Here is a 15,684-nt window from a genome sequence, read left to right as displayed (position 1 = left end):
GACTTACGTAGTCATATATAAAAATATGTATATTATGTTGAAAGTCAGCTATTTACTAAGAAATCTTTAGTCCGTTTATCAGCGGCTTTTACACGTTATTTGCGCCCAAATTATTTTTAGAGTTCAGTACCACCGTCACTTATTCACTACATGAATCGTACACTTCTATTAACTAGTACACTATTATTATGCCTGTTCCAATCTACATTAGCCCAATCGGCCTTTCCAGAAAAAACAGTGAAAATGGGAAAAATGCATGGCAGCTTTTATTTTCTCTGGGGTTATAACCGCGACTGGTATAGCACGAGCACCATTCGTTTCCGAAACACAGTAACCGACAATTACGATTTCACCTTTATCGACGCGAAGGCCCATGATAAACCGGATTACTACGAATTTTACAAAATCACTAAACTGACCATTCCGCAGTACAACATGTATGGAGGCTATTTTTTCAATGATAAACACGATCTTGGAGTTGAGATCAGTTGGGATCATTTAAAATACGTTGTCACCGATAATCAGGTTATGCACGTGAAAGGCCAAGTTCGCGGTCACCAGATCGATAAAGACACACTCGTAACCCCCGACTTTGTTCACCTACAGCATACTAACGGCAATAATTACCTGATGCTCAACTTGGTGAAGCGACAAAAAATATGGCAGACCAAAAATATACAACTGAGTGCCATCGGAAAAATTGGTGGAGGAGCACTGATTTCGTATAGTATTTCGTCGGTATTGGGAAATAACAATAGTGGTAAATTTCGCTATGAGGGCGTAGTAGCCGGGGTTAGCGGAGGACTAAAACTTGACTTGTTCAAGTACTTTTTCCTCCAGTCTAATCTTCAGGGCGCGTGGGCAAATTACACCGATACAAAACTCGGAGCTGATCAGCAGGGGCTGGCTACGCATCATTTTTACTCGCTTCAGTTCATCTATGCGTTTGGTTTTAACTACCCAATTAGTAGTCATTAAAACTGTCACTCCATCTCATTATGGGCTAGCATTTGCTGGCCCACTTTATCATCTTTCCGTATAAAGGGACGAATGATGATACGTGTACCACGCTGATACGTAAACAAGCGGTATATCCAGTTGCTAAACACAATCAGCTTACTCCGGAAACCGACCAGATACCAGATATGCACAAATAACCAGGCCATCCACGCAATGAAACCGCCTAGATGAAGGTTGCCCGGCAAATCGGCAACAGCCCGGCTCCGGCCAACAATAGCCAATGACCCTTTATCGAAATATTCGAACGGTTCGGTGGGTTCGTTTTTCAGGATATGGCGCAGGTTTTTAGCCAAATGCTTACCTTGCTGAATAGCGGGCTGCGCTACGCCCGGATGTCCTTTGGGGTAATCTTTCAGCTTCATAAACGCGATGTCGCCAATGGCAAATACATCGGTTAATCCTTGAACTCGGTTAATTGGATCGACCAGAATTCGCCCTTTTTCCACTGCGTCAGCCGGAATACCATCGATCAATGCACCTGTTACGCCCGCACCCCAAACCAGCGTCTGCGTTCTGACTTTTTCACCGCCTTTGAACGTAACGGTTTCGCCGTCATACGATTCGACCAACGTATTAAGCCGAACAATCACGCCTAAATCTTCCAGATACTCTTGTGCTTTTTTACCGGCTTCGTCCGACATAGGCGGCAACACTTTTCCCAGGCCTTCCACTACGTAGATATTCATCTCGCTGAAATCCAGGCCCGGATAGTCGTTTGGCAATACGTGTTTGCGCATTTCGGCCAGAGAGCCCGCCATTTCAACGCCTGTTGGTCCTGCGCCCGCAATTACGAACGTAAGCAGACTTTGCCGTTCAATAGGATCGGTCGTTACGCTGGCCTGTTCAAAACACTGTAAAAACTGACTACGTACATTCAGGGCTTCAGGAATGGTTTTCAGCGGGAACGAATACTTCTTAATATCAGCATTCCCGAAAAAATTCGACTTCGAGCCACTGGCAATCACCAGATAATCGTACTGTAAATCGCCGATGAGTGTGGAAACGGTTTTAGACTGTGGATCAATTTTACTAACTCGGACCATACGGTAGTGAAAATCGTCGTGCCCGTCGAACATCTTCCGAAACGGCTCGGCAATGGCATCCGGCTCCAGACCGGCAGTAGCTACCTGATAAAGCAGCGGCCAGAAACCATTGTAATTTTGTTTATCGAACAGCACTACCTGAACATCAGAATTGCGCAGACTTTTGGCCAGATTCATACCGCCAAACCCTCCGCCGATGATCACGACGCGAGGTTTGGATGTATCGGGTATATTGAGCGAAAGTTTATCGAATTGAAGCATAACCAAGCTATCTAGTTAATCACAGAGCTTATCTAGGTGTAAGTACCTTTCAATTTGCCCTTTTGTTTGAAAAACAGCGTTTTGCCCCCCGTCTGTTCCCCAGTATACCGGAATTCAACAGCCGGGCGTTTTAGTTGCAAAGCCCCGTAACCCCGCTCAATTTTATTCCTGTAAATGTCTCTACGTTTCCTTCTTTATCTCATATTTCTGCTGTTTCCGTTTACTGTGCACAGCCAGACAGGTTCTCGTTTTACCGTCAGCGGCTATGTTCGTGAAACTGGTAGTCAGGAAGCCCTTATTGGCGTTAATGTTTACGTGCCGGGTACAACCATTGGCACAACGACGAATAAGTACGGTTTTTATTCTTTGACTTTACCCGCTCAGGATAGTGTTCGGCTGGCATTTTCATTTGTGGGTTATGAAATTGTTAGCCAGCTTGTTTCACTACGTAGCAACCGCACACTTGATAAGCTACTTACACCGGGTCAGGCATTGACCGAAGTTTCTGTAACCGCAGGAAGTCTGGTTGAAAAAGTGAGCGAAAGTGCTCAAATGAGTGCGATTGACGTACCGGTGGCTCAGATCAAGAAAATTCCGGCGTTTCTGGGCGAGAAAGACGTACTGAAAGTGCTCCAACTTATGCCGGGCGTGCAGAAAGGTTCGGAAGGGCAAACGGGTATCTACGTCCGTGGCGGTGGCCCCGACCAAAACCTCATTATTCTCGACGATGCTGTTGTTTATAACGCCAATCATTTGTTCGGTTTTTTCTCGGTTTTCAACGGCGATGCGATCAAGAGTGTTGAACTTATAAAAGGTGGATTTCCGGCACGATACGGTGGTCGACTCTCGTCGGTTATCGATCTGAACATGAAAGATGGCAACCGCGATAAACTGCATGGCGAAGGCGGCATTGGCCTGATTGCTTCCCGGTTGATGCTGGAAGGACCATTAACAAAGAACAAAAAGGGGTCATTTTTGCTTTCGGGCCGACGAACCTATCTGGACATTATCGCAGCACCACTTATTCGGGCGCAAACGCAGGGCCAAACTCAGGCTGGTTATTATTTCTACGATTTGAATGCCAAAGCGAATTATGATCTAAGCCCGAACGATAAACTGTATCTGAGTACATACTTTGGCCGCGACCGTTTTTACGCCACCGATAAAACAAGTAACACAGATACCGGCCTGAATTGGGGAAATGCGACCGGCACGCTACGTTGGAATCACCTGTTCAATCAGAAATTATTCTCGAACCTTTCCCTGATTTTCAGCGATTATAAATTCCAGATTTCGGCCGTTGAACGTAGTGCGCAGGATACCGAAGTGTACTCGCTTTATTACAACTCAGGCATTCGGGATTTAGGACTGAAATACGATTTCGACTTTTACCCAACACCACAACACTCGATACGTACCGGCATTCAGACTACGTATCATCGGTTTACACCGAGTGCGGTGGTTCTTCAAAATGCGGGTATCAATCAATCGATCAAAAATATCAACAACATCGACGTAGTGGAATCGGGGCTTTACGTAGAAGATACGTGGCGACCGTCGAGCCGTTGGCGGGTGAATGGTGGTTTTCGTTTAAGTTATTTTCAAGGAAAGGACGTAGCGTACGTTCGGCCCGAACCGCGACTATCGGCGGCTTTTACATTAAAACCAGACCTATCGGTGAAGGCGTCTTACGCGCTGATGAATCAATACGTTCATTTGCTGAGCAACACCGGCATTGGCTTACCAACCGATTTGTGGGTACCTACCACCGACCGCGTAAAACCACAACAATCACAACAGGTGGCCATTGGGATTGCCAAAGATTATACCGACAAAGGACTGACGCTGACGATAGAAGGATATTACAAGCAGATGAATAACATCATCAATTATAAGGAAGGCGCCAGCTTTCTGCTCATCAACGACCCGACTGCAGCAAACAGTGTTCGTTGGGAAGACAACGTAACGACTGGACGAGGCTGGAGTTGTGGCGGTGAGTTTTTGCTGCAAAAGAAGGTAGGCCGTTTTTCGGGCTGGTTAGGGTATACCCTCTCCTGGACGCAATGGCAATTTGACGAGCTGAACGGCGGACAACCGTTTTTCCCGCGCTACGACCGACGGCACGACGTATCGCTGGTTGGAATTTACGAGCTAAATAAACGGATTACGCTTTCGGCAACCTGGGTTTACGGAACCGGCAATGCGCTTACCGTGCCCGTCGGTCGCTACGACACGTATCGGCCAACCAACGCGATGTTTACGGGCGGCATGGCAAATAATGCTCTTGCTCAGGCTCTTTTTCAAAATCCTCGTACTGTGGATGATTATGGTACGCAGAAAAATAGTTTCCGAGCCGAACCCTATCATCGTTTCGATGTGAGTATTCAGTTTCACAAACAGAAAAAGCATCACGAACGAACGTGGGAAATCAGCTTTTATAATCTCTACAACCGCCGAAATCCATTCTTCTATCGGCTCGAATCGATTGCGGCAACGGCTACTACGCCCGCTCGTACGGCTTTGTTCCGGTATTCTGTGTTTCCGATTGTTCCGGCCATTAGCTACAACTTCAAATTCTGATGCAGCCAATCTTACGAAATCAATCAATCATAAACCTTTTGCTGCTTTTTTTGATCAGCGTAAGTATAAGCTGTTCCAGTCTGCGCAATGAAGTATCGCCTAGTCTGCTCGGTGTTGAGCCATCCAAGCTTGTTGTTACGTGTTTTCTATCGCCACAGGATACCATACTAGCCGTTAAGGTCACTCGCTCCAGCACAGTTGTAGGTGATAGTATCAGCCTGTTGCAAACGGGAAATAATGTAACGGACGCTATTGTTACGTTAACAGATGGAAGCCAATCTGTTACGTTGAAATACAATAACATTTTGGCTGGCGATACTGTAAAAAGCCGGCCTTATTACAGTAACTACATACGTCTGTTACCGATTATAGTAGGGCATACCTATACGCTGAGCGTAGTGACCTCTAATGGCCAACGGGCAACCAGTACGTGTACAATTCCTACACCTGTTTCGTTGAAAGACGTAACGCTGGATTCGCTTAACCGACGCTATTTTGTTCGGGCACGCTGGCAGGACCCAGCCGGAGAAACCAATTATTATCAGGTATCGGGTGTTTTTCGCTACGTTGCCAGCAATTGTAAAAACTGTTCTATAGAAAGCACCAACAACCTGACCTTCGATGACGACAATCGCGGACTATTTAGTGATGCTGGTGTGGATGGAAGCCTAATGATTTCAGGTCGCGCGTATTTAACCAGTACGTCGACCAGCAATTTTTATGGGCAATACAATCGGGCCAGAGCTGTTGTCAACCTGCTACGTGTTGATCCTAATTACTACCGCTTTCAGGAAGCCATTATCCGCCAACGACGGTCTCGTAACAATCCCTTTGCCGAACCCGTACTGATTCCCAGTAATATAGATGGTGGTCTTGGTTGTTTTGCTGGTTATAGCACAACGAGTCTAAGCATAAATATTAAATGAAATTGACCCGATCAGAAGCTATTTTTTGATCGGGTCAGCTTCACTTGATAGTAGTTGATGTCAATTTTTACTTATCGCCAGATTTCATGCTGGGGGAAATTGTGTTACAGGGTATTCGCTTTAGTACTTCGCCTGTAAATGTAAGTTCGGATAGGGGGCTAAATACCTCTTTTTTATTTTTAAACTCACTCGGGCCTAACCCTTCCAAAAAACTGCCGTCTTTAGCCAAAAACGCTACTTCACCTACCGCATCTATTCCTTCCTGCATATAACTATGATCAGCTATCAACGTATCGCCATGCATTTGCCCTTGGAAAGTACCTATGCGTCTGTCTTTTCCGGCATAAGAAATTAACAGAGCACCACTTACAGAAGCGCCCTGTCTAGATAAACTTAACTGGATTGTATCGCCCTGTTCTGTCATCCACCCGTAACATTCCTGCTGTTGGCTATCCGTCTCTGCGGCCAACGTACTTGACTCAACAGGAGCGGTCGGAGTTGTTGTCGATTTCTCGGTTGTTGATTGTTGCTTGCCACAACCACTAACCACTACTACGGTCAGAATTGTGAGTATTTTTAGGTTCATGATAGATACATTTTATGAGGCACCATAAAGATTGAATAAAGCCTTTGACACTTATTTAGCGACCCAGATCTCTTTATTTTGCTTATCAACCAGCACAAATCGTCCATTGTCGGTTAACACCGCCCGATCACTTTTGTAGATGATAACCGGAGTCACCGCATCCCGACCGTTGGTTGCACAGTAACCTTTATTCTGCTTGCTCTCGATACAGATATTGCCGTCAGGGTTGTAGCTCAAAAAGCTCACGGCTGGTGGGTTATTGATAGGACCTGCTAGTGGGAAAGTATAAATAACACGATTCGCACGAATGTCTTCGATAATAAAATTACCGTCGGGTGTGCCTCGAAGTTGGAAATTCCCATTTGCCGAGACTAATCGGTCGCCTTCGCGCAATTTATCACCGGGTTTCATGGTCTTCAGCGTGGCGCCATTACCAGACGCTGGTGGTGTAGAAGTCGGTGGCGCCGAGTTTTGATTAGCCACGGCAACAGCAGCAGACTCGTCAATATTGGCCCAGACAGCCGTAAAATACCAGTAATTATTCTGCGGGTTTTTCGCAAAACCAAATCCAACAGCGGTTGATTTGTCACCATCTAAATTCCAGGTAGGCCGATAATGAGTTTCCGATTTCATCCAGCCAATAGGATAATCCGCCAATTCTGTTGAACCAGCACAAGCCTCTGGAACACTAAAATTTTTCAGGTATTTGCTTATTCTTTCACCATATCCACCGTCTCTATTTACGGCTCTGTAATTTCTATTATCATGAGTTACCTCCTTAATAGAAGACTGATAATCAGCTTGTTCCTGAGCCGTCTTGGTTAGCCTGTCATCCATAAAAAAGGGTTTTAAATTAGAAGGCAGATTCAAAGCCGTTTTGCAACCCTGCTGCTTCCGGTAATTAGGATTGCTACGTGCCTCGTTCATAATAGCCAGCATCGTCTTCCTGATTTGAGCCTTTTCGGCTTCATTCAGTGAAGCCTTCTTACTCATAGTTGATAAATAATCCAGATTGGATTGATTGTGCAGTTGGTTCTGAGCTTGTAGATCAACAGACCAAAGCAGGGTTGTCAGGCATAGAAAAAAAAGAGTTTTTAGGCTACTCATTGTTTGGAAGAGGTTAACAAAAATGAATCGATAAACTAGATGTTGTAGGAATGTGGGAAGATCAAATTACTGCTTACATCACCTCGCAATCATAAGTGCAAAGAACTGTCTATCAGTGTGCTTTTTTTCGTCAAACAAGTAGCATTTTCCGTCAAAATCAGCCTCAGAGGACGTAGTAGACTACGTATCGGCATCCATACCCGCCAATTTTACGATAGATTAACAGTTGGTACACATTACAACGCCCATGCTAGCGTTAGGGTCTATAGTGTCACTTATAGTCCCATTTATGAATATACTTTTCTCTGTTCTGCTTTGTAGTTTCTTATGGAGTTATAATGCATGTGCTCAAAACCCTGTTAATCGACTCACAATCAGCGGCTACGTTCGCGAAGCAGGAAGCCAAGAAGCACTCATTGGGGTTAACGTTTATCTGCCTGGAACGTCGACAGGTACAACTACCAATACCTACGGCTTTTATTCTATTACGTTACCCGCGCAGGATAGCATTCGGTTAGCGTATTCGTTTGTGGGTTACGAGCCGGTTTCACGTAGCGTTAGCCTACGTCAGAACAGTAGCCAGAACGTGTTGCTTACACCCGGACGAGCACTTTCAGAAGTAGAAGTTAAAGCCAGCCGTACGGAAGAGAAAGTGAGCGAAAGTCCGCAAATGAGTCGCATTGACGTACCGGTGGCTCAGATTAAGAAAATTCCGGCGTTTCTGGGCGAGAAGGACGTACTGAAAGTGCTTCAACTTATGCCGGGCGTTCAGAAAGGTTCGGAAGGGCAAACTGGCATTTACGTCCGTGGCGGAGGCCCGGATCAAAATCTTATTATCCTCGACGAAGCTACAGTTTATAACGCTAGTCACCTGTTCGGTTTCTTCTCGGTTTTTAATGGCGACGCGCTGAAAAGCGTTGAGTTGACCAAGGGCGGTTTTCCGGCCCGTTATGGCGGACGCCTTTCGTCGGTCATTGAGCTGAATATGAAAGACGGCAATAAGGAAAAACTGCATGGCGAAGGTGGTATTGGACTTATTGCGAGCCGGCTAACACTTGAAGGTCCATTCACAAAAAATAAGAAAGGGAGCTTTCTGCTATCGGGTCGACGGACGTATCTGGATATTGTAGCGGCTCCGCTCATTGCGGCCCAGACTGGTGGAGAAACACAGGCCGGTTATTATTTCTACGATTTCAATGCCAAGGCGAACTATGATTTTGGCTCGAAAAACAAGGTTTATCTGAGTGGTTATTTTGGCCGCGACCGCTTCTACGCAAAAGAAAAAGAGCTGGGTTCCGACATTGGTATTGGTTGGGGAAACGCTACCGGTACGTTACGTTGGAACCATCTGTTCAATCAGAAACTATTCTCAAATCTGTCGCTCATTTACAGTGATTACGAATTCAAGATTTCGTCAGACGACCGTAGTTCGGACACAACCACTACGTCGCTACGTTACTCGTCGGGTATCCGCGACCTTTCAGCTAAGCTTGATTTCGATTACTACCTTACGCCAAAGCATTCGCTACGTTTCGGTACACAGGCCGTTTTTCACCGATTCACGCCGAGTGCAGTTGTCGTACAGAACGCCTTTATCAACGAGTTCCGGCGCGACGTTGAGGCCATCGATGCGGTTGAAGCGGGCGTTTACGTCGAAGACACTTGGCGTCCTAACGAACGCTGGCGTGTGAACGGTGGTTTGCGGATGAGTTTGTTTTTGCAAGGCTCTGCGCGCTACGTTCGTCCTGAGCCGCGTTTATCAGCCTCGTATCAAATACGTCCTAGCTTGTCGGTCAAAGCGTCGTATGCTACGATGAATCAGTACATTCATATGCTGAGTAACACCGGAATTGGCTTACCCACTGATTTGTGGGTGCCTACTACCGACCGCGTTGCCCCACAACAATCGCGACAGGTGGCCGTGGGAATTGCAAAAGATTTCTCCGATAATTTCGCATTGGGAAAAGGGTATGCACTGACGGTAGAAGGTTATTACAAAACCATGCAGAACATTATCAACTACAAAGAAGGTGCTAGTTTTCTGCTGATCGAAGACCCAACTTCGGCCGAACGGGTTCGTTGGGAAGACAACGTAACGGCGGGCAAAGGCTGGAGTTACGGAGCCGAAGTACTTTTCCAGCGGAAAACCGGACGACTCTCTGGCTGGATCGGATATACACTCTCCTGGACACAGTGGCAGTTCCCCGAATTGAATCAGGGAAAACCCTTCTTCCCCCGTTATGACCGGCGGCACGACATCTCGGTGGTCGGAATTTATGAGCTTAGCAAACGTATTACGTTGTCAGGTACGTGGGTGTATGGTACAGGAAATGCGTTAACAGTACCTGTTGCCAACTATCGAGGATATCAACACTCACTTAACCGACAAACTATTTATAGCAATGGTGTTCCTTCGATAATTACCGATTTGTTTGATTATGGCTCCACCGTTAGTGATTATGGTCAGCAAAAGAACAGCTTTCGCGCCGAAGCCTATCATCGTTTCGACGTAGCGATTCAATTTCACAAGCAGAAAAAACATCACGAGCGTACGTGGGAAATCAGTTTCTATAATGCTTACAATCGACGGAATCCGTTTTTCTACCAGCTTCAATCGGTGAGACAAGAAGGACAGCTTTTACCGCGTACTGCATTATTTCGCTATTCGGTTTTCCCTATCGTTCCGTCTATCAGCTATAATTTTAAATTCTGATCATGAAACTCAACGTTCTTATCTACGTAGTATTAATCGGTTTGATAGCTGGCTGCGACAGTTTACGGCAAGAAGTAGAACCCAAAGGATTGGTGCAGCAAGGCGAAAAACTGGTTGTGACCAGCTTCATTTCTCCACAAGATACCGTTTTGACTGTCCTCTTAGCCCGCTCTTCGTCTGTATTAGGAATAAGTCATGAATATCCGTACGTACCACAAGCTACTGTTACGTTATCAGATGGCGTCAAGATTGTAACGCTTCAGGAGTCAACATCTAATTCTAGTTTTGGTGGTGGCCCTCGACTTTATTATCGTGCCAAAGCTAGTGAACTACCTATTGTTGTTGGGAAAACGTACACGTTGAAAGCTATTGCTTACGGCGTATCTGAAGTTACAGCTACCTGCACCATTCCCAATCCGGTTGCGCTAGAGCAGGTTTCAATCGATACAGCTTTAACTACAGAATTCGGCGATAGACGCAAAAACTATTTCGCTCGACTACGGTGGAGAGACCCTGCCGGACAGGCTAATTTTTACCGAATTGCCGGTAACAATGAATATCCAGTACGTATGTTTGTCGGACCTGCGCCAAGCACGCCAAATACAACTCCTCGCGACTCCATCCTTTATTTTATAGGTAACTGGTCTTTTGACAATCGGTCGCTTTTATCCGACCAGAATCGCGATGGTCAGGAAATGGTTTCAGAACGCGTACGTCTGGCACCCTCCTCTTATACGCTGATCAATGGTGTTTGGACTGCGACTAAACCAGCGGGGAAGCTGGAAGCTTACCTGCTCAACGTCGATGAAAATTATTATCGCTATCATGACGCCATTGAGCGGCAGAATCAGGTTCGTGATAATCCGTTTGCGGAGCCGGTTCTGATTCCGAGCAATGTGCAGGGCGGGTATGGCTGTTTCGGGGCCTACAATCGTTCAACGCTTACTATGACTATCAAATAGAGCGATTCCCGATTTCTCACCAAGGGGAAATCGGGGCCGTTATACCAAAATATAAAAAGTCGGCGCGGTTGCGGAAACGGTTGTTGTTGCTGACGATATCTTTATTTTTAATAGCCATTTCCGTTGTTAACCACTGATAGCCTGCTTTTAGGCTGACTCCTTCCGTAATCCGGAAGCGTACATAAGCTTCGGTTGTGAGCATACCCTGATTAAGATCTCCCGGCAGTTTGAGGTTTAGCCAGTTTGGAATAGCCGTCTGATTAGCGTCTTCGCCCAGAAAGGGCTTGTTGATGGGTAATCCTGCTGCGTCTTCGCCAATAAAAAGTCCCGTTGATGAAGAAATAAGGCCCGTATGTCTGGCCCCGAACGTAACGCCCACAAGATCAATACTCGCTCCTAGAGTTAATGGGCCTACGTAGTACTCTGCCCGAAGTCCGAAATTGAGGGATATGTGCGATGTGCGATTGAAGTAGATGGTGTCAATGTTCTCGGTAAGCAATGATTTCCCTATAGAGCCAAGTCCACTACGTCCACGCGTTAATCGGGCAGGAGCCGTATAATAGTTTACATTCTTTCCCTGAAAAACCCCCAGTCGGCCAGTCCATCCAATGAAAAAGGATTCATTTTTGGCAATCTGCGACAACTCGTAATACGTAATTGACGAATGGAATGAGCCGTTTTTAGCGCCTACTCCTATATCTATACCTCCACTCAGTCCATTCTTGTTTATTTTCTGACTGTAAGAAGGTAAAAGAGATATTATATAAACTAGTAAAGTGTATACTAAACGGGTTACAATTAATTGCATAAATTCTATATCGACATCCTTATTGTGTACAATGGTTCATTGTTACAAGCAAAAAATGGGCAGTTAGAAAAAGGTATACCTTTTCTTAACTGCCCATTCACTGTCTACCCAAACGCTTAGGCGTTTTGTGCAGCGTTGTGAATGATTTCGGTTTGCTTCCGAATCGATTCCATGTGAATAATTTTATAGATTTCTTCCACCAGTTCAGGGTACAGACCTAATTTGGTGCCCAAATCAGTACGTGTTTTCAATATTTCTTTCCAACGCTCAGGTTGGAACAGCGTTACGTTGTTATCACGTTTGTATTCGGCCAACCGCTCTACCAGCGCCATACGGGCAGCCAGCATCTCAACAATCTGACGGTCTACGTTATCAATGCTACGTCGCGACTGTTCGGTGAAGCTCTGGAATTCGAGGTTTTGCGATTCTACCTGACGGATTTCCAGATGATCGAGCATTTCGCCAAAAGCTGCAGGCGTTAATTGCTGAGCAGCATCACTCCACGCTTTGTCAGGATCGATGTGCGATTCAACAATCAGACCGTCGTAGTTCAGGTCCATTGCCATTTGCGCCAGCTCGTTCAGGTAAGCGCGCTTTCCGGCCATGTGGCTTGGATCACCAATAATTGGCAACTGTGGGAAGATCGACTTCAGTTCGATCGCCATTTGCCACATCGGTACGTTCCGGTACTTGCTGGCTTCTCCTGTAGCAAATCCACGGTGAATAGCACCCAATTTATTGATACCTGCTCCGGCGATACGTTCGAAAGCGCCTACCCAGAGCGCCAGATCAGGGTTCACCGGGTTTTTGATCAATACAGGTACGTCAACACCACGTAGCGCATCCGCAATTTCCTGTACGTTAAATGGATTTACGGTAGTACGGGCGCCAATCCACAAAATATCGACACCATATTTCAGTGCCAGTTCGATATGTTCGGGGGTAGCTACTTCAACAGCAAACGGCAGGCCGGTTTCGGCTTTAGCACGCTGAAGCCAGGGTAATGCCACTTCGCCCATGCCTTCAAAGCTACCAGGACGGGTACGTGGTTTCCAGACACCAGCACGAATTACATGCACTGCATCCAATGCTTTTAGCTGGCGTGCAGTCTCAACAAGCTGATCTTCGGTCTCGGCACTACATGGCCCTGCGATGATCAGAGGTTTGCCGTTGGTATCTATCCACGACCCAAGCGGCTCTACGGCTAATTCTACTTTCATACTATTCAGGTAATCTAAGAGTAATACCTATACTCTAGCGGGAACTTTCAATTTAATTTTGTGGTATATTTGCATTAGGAATTGGCTGTATCTCAAGCCGGTTCCTTAATTTGTCTATAACCGTTTTTAGTTTGTCGAAACAAGCCGCGCCTGTTGTGAACCGATTAAACGAAATTTCGTTATATATTTCGGTCCTATTAGCCGACGCGCACTCACCGCTATGCAAGTAGCATCGCTCAAACAGAGCACTGATATGTCGAACCGAAGTAATCCTATGCCGGAGACTGTCCAGAGGCTCGCCGACGTAAAGTCAAACGTGGACGGACCTGTTTCATTTGAGGACACTTCGATTGCTTTTTCGTACCAGTCGGATTTCAAACTCCGAAAGACCTACTGGTTATTTGCGTTGATGAATCAGGGATGGCTGGTAAATTTAGGAACTTTTTTTATAAAGATTGCCCTGCGCCTTCGTCTTCCCATTAAATTCCTGATTAAGAACACTATTTTCGAGCAATTTTGTGGTGGAGAAAGCATTCGCGACTCCGAAACAACGATCCACCAGCTTCACCAAGCGCATGTTGGAACGATCCTCGATTATTCTGTTGAAGGCGAAGACACCGAAAAAAGTTTCGAAGATACGTCACTTGAAATTCTCCGCACAATTGAACGAGCCAGCGAGTCGGCCGATATTCCTTTTTCGGTCTTCAAAATGACGGGGCTGGCCTCTACCGAACTGCTCGAAGCAGTTCAGATTGGCGATTCGCTCAACAAAGAACAGAAGGCTCAGTTCGACCGGGTTTTGCAGCGTGTGGATACGCTCTGCCGCCGGGCTCACGAACGCAACGTCCGTATTTTTGTGGATGCGGAAGAAAGCTGGATTCAGGACACAATTGATACGTTAGCGTATGAAATGATGGATCGCTATAACCATGAGCGGCCTATTGTTTACAATACGTATCAAATGTATCGCTGGGAAAGTATTGATCACCTTCGCCGTGATACGTCCGAGGCACGCGCCAAAGGCTATTTGTTGGGGGTGAAACTGGTACGTGGTGCCTATCTGGAAAAAGAACGGCTACGTTCCCACGAAGAAGAGTATCAAGACCCAATCCAGGGAACCAAGGAAGATACCGACCGTGATTTCAATATGGCAATCGATTTCTGTCTGGAAAACCGGGATGTGATTTCGATTTGTCTGGGCACACACAACGAGTATAGTTGCCAATATTGCGTGCAGCGAATGAAAGAGCTGGAAATTGCTCCTTCTGACCCACATATTTACTTTGCGCAATTGCTGGGTATGAGCGATAATATATCCTACAACCTGGCGAATGCAGGGTATAACGTAGCCAAGTACGTACCATACGGTCCGGTAGAATCAGTGATGCCTTATTTATTCCGTCGTGCTGACGAAAATAAGTCGATTGCGGGTCAAAGCAGCCGTGAATTCACGTTGGTCAGCGATGAGCTGAAACGCCGAAAAGGATGTCGGAAGTGAATTTGAGTACGCTAGTTCGGTGTAATCTTTTGGTGCGCCGGTTTTTCCTGAAATAATGGCTGGCACAGCAACGCCCTGTCGGATGGTTGCTGTGCCGTATTTTTAGTATGATTCAGAAAAGTCCTTTCAAGTATTTTGTATTGACGCTCGTGCTTATTGCCCTTGATCAGGCGGTGAAATTAGCGGTTCATTTTTATATGGCTCCCGGCTTTGCGGGTCAGATCAAGATTGTTGGCGATTGGTTCAAGCTTCACTACGTTCTGAATCCCGGAATGGCTTTCGGTATGCAACTTGGCCATGAATATGGTAAGTTGCTGCTGAGTGTATTCCGTTTGTTCGCAATGGTCGGCATCGGCTACTATCTGGTTAATCTGGCGCATCGGGGCGCTCCTAATGGTTTGCTGTGGGCTATGTCCATGATTTTAGCCGGAGCAGTAGGAAATGTAATCGACAGCACGTTTTATGGTGTTTTTCTGGATAATGCGCCTTATGGATCGCCAACTCCATGGTTTCATGGGCAGGTAATCGACATGATTTTTGTTGATGTATGGGAGGGCTTTATTCCCGATTGGGTGCCTGTCTGGGGGGGGCAATACTATTCGACACCGATTTTCAATATCGCCGATTCCTGTATTTTCATAGGTGTCTGTTTAATTCTCTTCTTTCAGCGTCGGTTCTTTGGTGAACAACCCCTTGAGGATACCATGCTTCCCGTTTCTGGACCTGATGCCGTTGACGCTTCAGTTTTACCGACAACCGAACTACTTGATAATGAAGAAATAGAAACTAAGGCAACTACCAATGAATCAGAGCCTTCTGATTCTGTAGAGCCAGTTGTTTCCGAAGAGGATGATCAACCACAACAGCCAGCCGCAACTTCTGAAACTGTTATACCAAACGAACGTAAAGAAATTGATTAGCTTTCTACGTAGTTCATCGTAAAACATTAAAAAAGGTGCC

At 46.0% G+C, this 15,684-nt stretch carries 12 protein-coding genes; 7 read left to right on the top strand and 5 right to left on the bottom strand.

What is annotated here, in order from left to right:
* The first annotated feature begins 243 nt into the window (after positions 1 to 243).
* Complete coding sequence (locus tag ACYVD4_RS04190) at positions 244 to 978, top strand: hypothetical protein (protein WP_460942998.1); 735 nt, start codon at positions 244 to 246, stop codon at positions 976 to 978.
* A gap of 5 nt (positions 979 to 983) precedes the next feature.
* Here the strand turns inward: ACYVD4_RS04190 and ACYVD4_RS04185 are convergent, their stop codons facing one another.
* Positions 984 to 2,324 (bottom strand): NAD(P)/FAD-dependent oxidoreductase, encoded by a 1,341-nt coding sequence (locus ACYVD4_RS04185; RefSeq protein WP_460942687.1) that lies wholly within the window; start codon positions 2,322 to 2,324, stop codon positions 984 to 986.
* 174 nt (positions 2,325 to 2,498) lie between these two features.
* Between ACYVD4_RS04185 and ACYVD4_RS04180 the strand changes: the two genes are divergently transcribed.
* Positions 2,499 to 4,904: a TonB-dependent receptor gene (locus ACYVD4_RS04180; protein WP_460942685.1), complete on the top strand. Its 2,406-nt coding sequence runs from the start codon at positions 2,499 to 2,501 to the stop codon at positions 4,902 to 4,904.
* On the top strand, positions 4,904 to 5,830 hold the full coding sequence (locus ACYVD4_RS04175; protein ID WP_460942683.1) for a DUF4249 domain-containing protein: 927 nt from the start codon (positions 4,904 to 4,906) through the stop codon (positions 5,828 to 5,830). The genes ACYVD4_RS04180 and ACYVD4_RS04175 overlap by 1 nt, the downstream gene beginning before the upstream one ends.
* Positions 5,831 to 5,897: 67 nt before the next feature.
* Here ACYVD4_RS04175 and ACYVD4_RS04170 read toward each other — a convergent pair whose 3' ends face one another.
* Entirely contained in the window at positions 5,898 to 6,416 is a 519-nt protein-coding gene (locus tag ACYVD4_RS04170; protein WP_460942681.1) for a hypothetical protein, read from the bottom strand.
* A 51-nt stretch (positions 6,417 to 6,467) separates the two neighbouring features.
* On the bottom strand, positions 6,468 to 7,409 hold the full coding sequence (locus ACYVD4_RS04165; RefSeq protein WP_460942679.1) for a CAP domain-containing protein: 942 nt from the start codon (positions 7,407 to 7,409) through the stop codon (positions 6,468 to 6,470).
* 403 nt (positions 7,410 to 7,812) lie between these two features.
* Between ACYVD4_RS04165 and ACYVD4_RS04160 the strand changes: the two genes are divergently transcribed.
* Positions 7,813 to 10,236: a TonB-dependent receptor gene (locus tag ACYVD4_RS04160; protein ID WP_460942678.1), complete on the top strand. Its 2,424-nt coding sequence runs from the start codon at positions 7,813 to 7,815 to the stop codon at positions 10,234 to 10,236.
* A gap of 2 nt (positions 10,237 to 10,238) precedes the next feature.
* A complete protein-coding gene (locus ACYVD4_RS04155; RefSeq protein ID WP_460942676.1) occupies positions 10,239 to 11,198 on the top strand; it encodes a DUF4249 domain-containing protein in 960 nt (319 codons plus the stop codon).
* A 16-nt stretch (positions 11,199 to 11,214) separates the two neighbouring features.
* Here ACYVD4_RS04155 and ACYVD4_RS04150 read toward each other — a convergent pair whose 3' ends face one another.
* Both ACYVD4_RS04150 and ACYVD4_RS04145 read right to left on the bottom strand, forming a co-directional pair.
* On the bottom strand, positions 11,215 to 12,006 hold the full coding sequence (locus ACYVD4_RS04150; protein WP_460942674.1) for a hypothetical protein: 792 nt from the start codon (positions 12,004 to 12,006) through the stop codon (positions 11,215 to 11,217).
* 116 nt (positions 12,007 to 12,122) lie between these two features.
* Positions 12,123 to 13,226: a chorismate mutase gene (locus ACYVD4_RS04145; protein ID WP_460942672.1), complete on the bottom strand. Its 1,104-nt coding sequence runs from the start codon at positions 13,224 to 13,226 to the stop codon at positions 12,123 to 12,125.
* A gap of 274 nt (positions 13,227 to 13,500) precedes the next feature.
* On the opposite strand from ACYVD4_RS04145, the gene ACYVD4_RS04140 reads away from it, so the two are divergent.
* Positions 13,501 to 14,724 carry a proline dehydrogenase family protein gene (locus tag ACYVD4_RS04140; protein WP_460942996.1) on the top strand — a complete coding sequence of 408 codons (1,224 nt, stop codon included), beginning with the start codon at positions 13,501 to 13,503 and terminating at the stop codon, positions 14,722 to 14,724.
* A gap of 107 nt (positions 14,725 to 14,831) precedes the next feature.
* Positions 14,832 to 15,644, top strand: coding sequence for a lipoprotein signal peptidase (locus ACYVD4_RS04135; protein WP_460942670.1), 813 nt, complete (start codon positions 14,832 to 14,834; stop codon positions 15,642 to 15,644).
* The last annotated feature ends 40 nt before the right edge of the window (positions 15,645 to 15,684 follow it).

The organism is Spirosoma daeguense (assembly GCF_054776875.1).
This window is presented reverse-complemented; position numbering and strand designations above follow the sequence as displayed.

Bases quoted from the DNA above. Each gene is read 5' to 3' on its own strand.
- ACYVD4_RS04190 (WP_460942998.1), top strand. From the start codon at position 244: ATGGGAAAAATGCATGGCAGCTTTTATTTTCTCTGGGGTTATAACCGC.
- ACYVD4_RS04185 (WP_460942687.1), bottom strand. From the start codon at position 2,324: ATGCTTCAATTCGATAAACTTTCGCTCAATATACCCGATACATCCAAA.
- ACYVD4_RS04180 (WP_460942685.1), top strand. From the start codon at position 2,499: ATGTCTCTACGTTTCCTTCTTTATCTCATATTTCTGCTGTTTCCGTTT.
- ACYVD4_RS04175 (WP_460942683.1), top strand. From the start codon at position 4,904: ATGCAGCCAATCTTACGAAATCAATCAATCATAAACCTTTTGCTGCTT.
- ACYVD4_RS04170 (WP_460942681.1), bottom strand. From the start codon at position 6,416: ATGAACCTAAAAATACTCACAATTCTGACCGTAGTAGTGGTTAGTGGT.
- ACYVD4_RS04165 (WP_460942679.1), bottom strand. From the start codon at position 7,409: ATGAGTAAGAAGGCTTCACTGAATGAAGCCGAAAAGGCTCAAATCAGG.
- ACYVD4_RS04160 (WP_460942678.1), top strand. From the start codon at position 7,813: ATGAATATACTTTTCTCTGTTCTGCTTTGTAGTTTCTTATGGAGTTAT.
- ACYVD4_RS04155 (WP_460942676.1), top strand. From the start codon at position 10,239: ATGAAACTCAACGTTCTTATCTACGTAGTATTAATCGGTTTGATAGCT.
- ACYVD4_RS04150 (WP_460942674.1), bottom strand. From the start codon at position 12,006: ATGCAATTAATTGTAACCCGTTTAGTATACACTTTACTAGTTTATATA.
- ACYVD4_RS04145 (WP_460942672.1), bottom strand. From the start codon at position 13,226: ATGAAAGTAGAATTAGCCGTAGAGCCGCTTGGGTCGTGGATAGATACC.
- ACYVD4_RS04140 (WP_460942996.1), top strand. From the start codon at position 13,501: ATGCCGGAGACTGTCCAGAGGCTCGCCGACGTAAAGTCAAACGTGGAC.
- ACYVD4_RS04135 (WP_460942670.1), top strand. From the start codon at position 14,832: ATGATTCAGAAAAGTCCTTTCAAGTATTTTGTATTGACGCTCGTGCTT.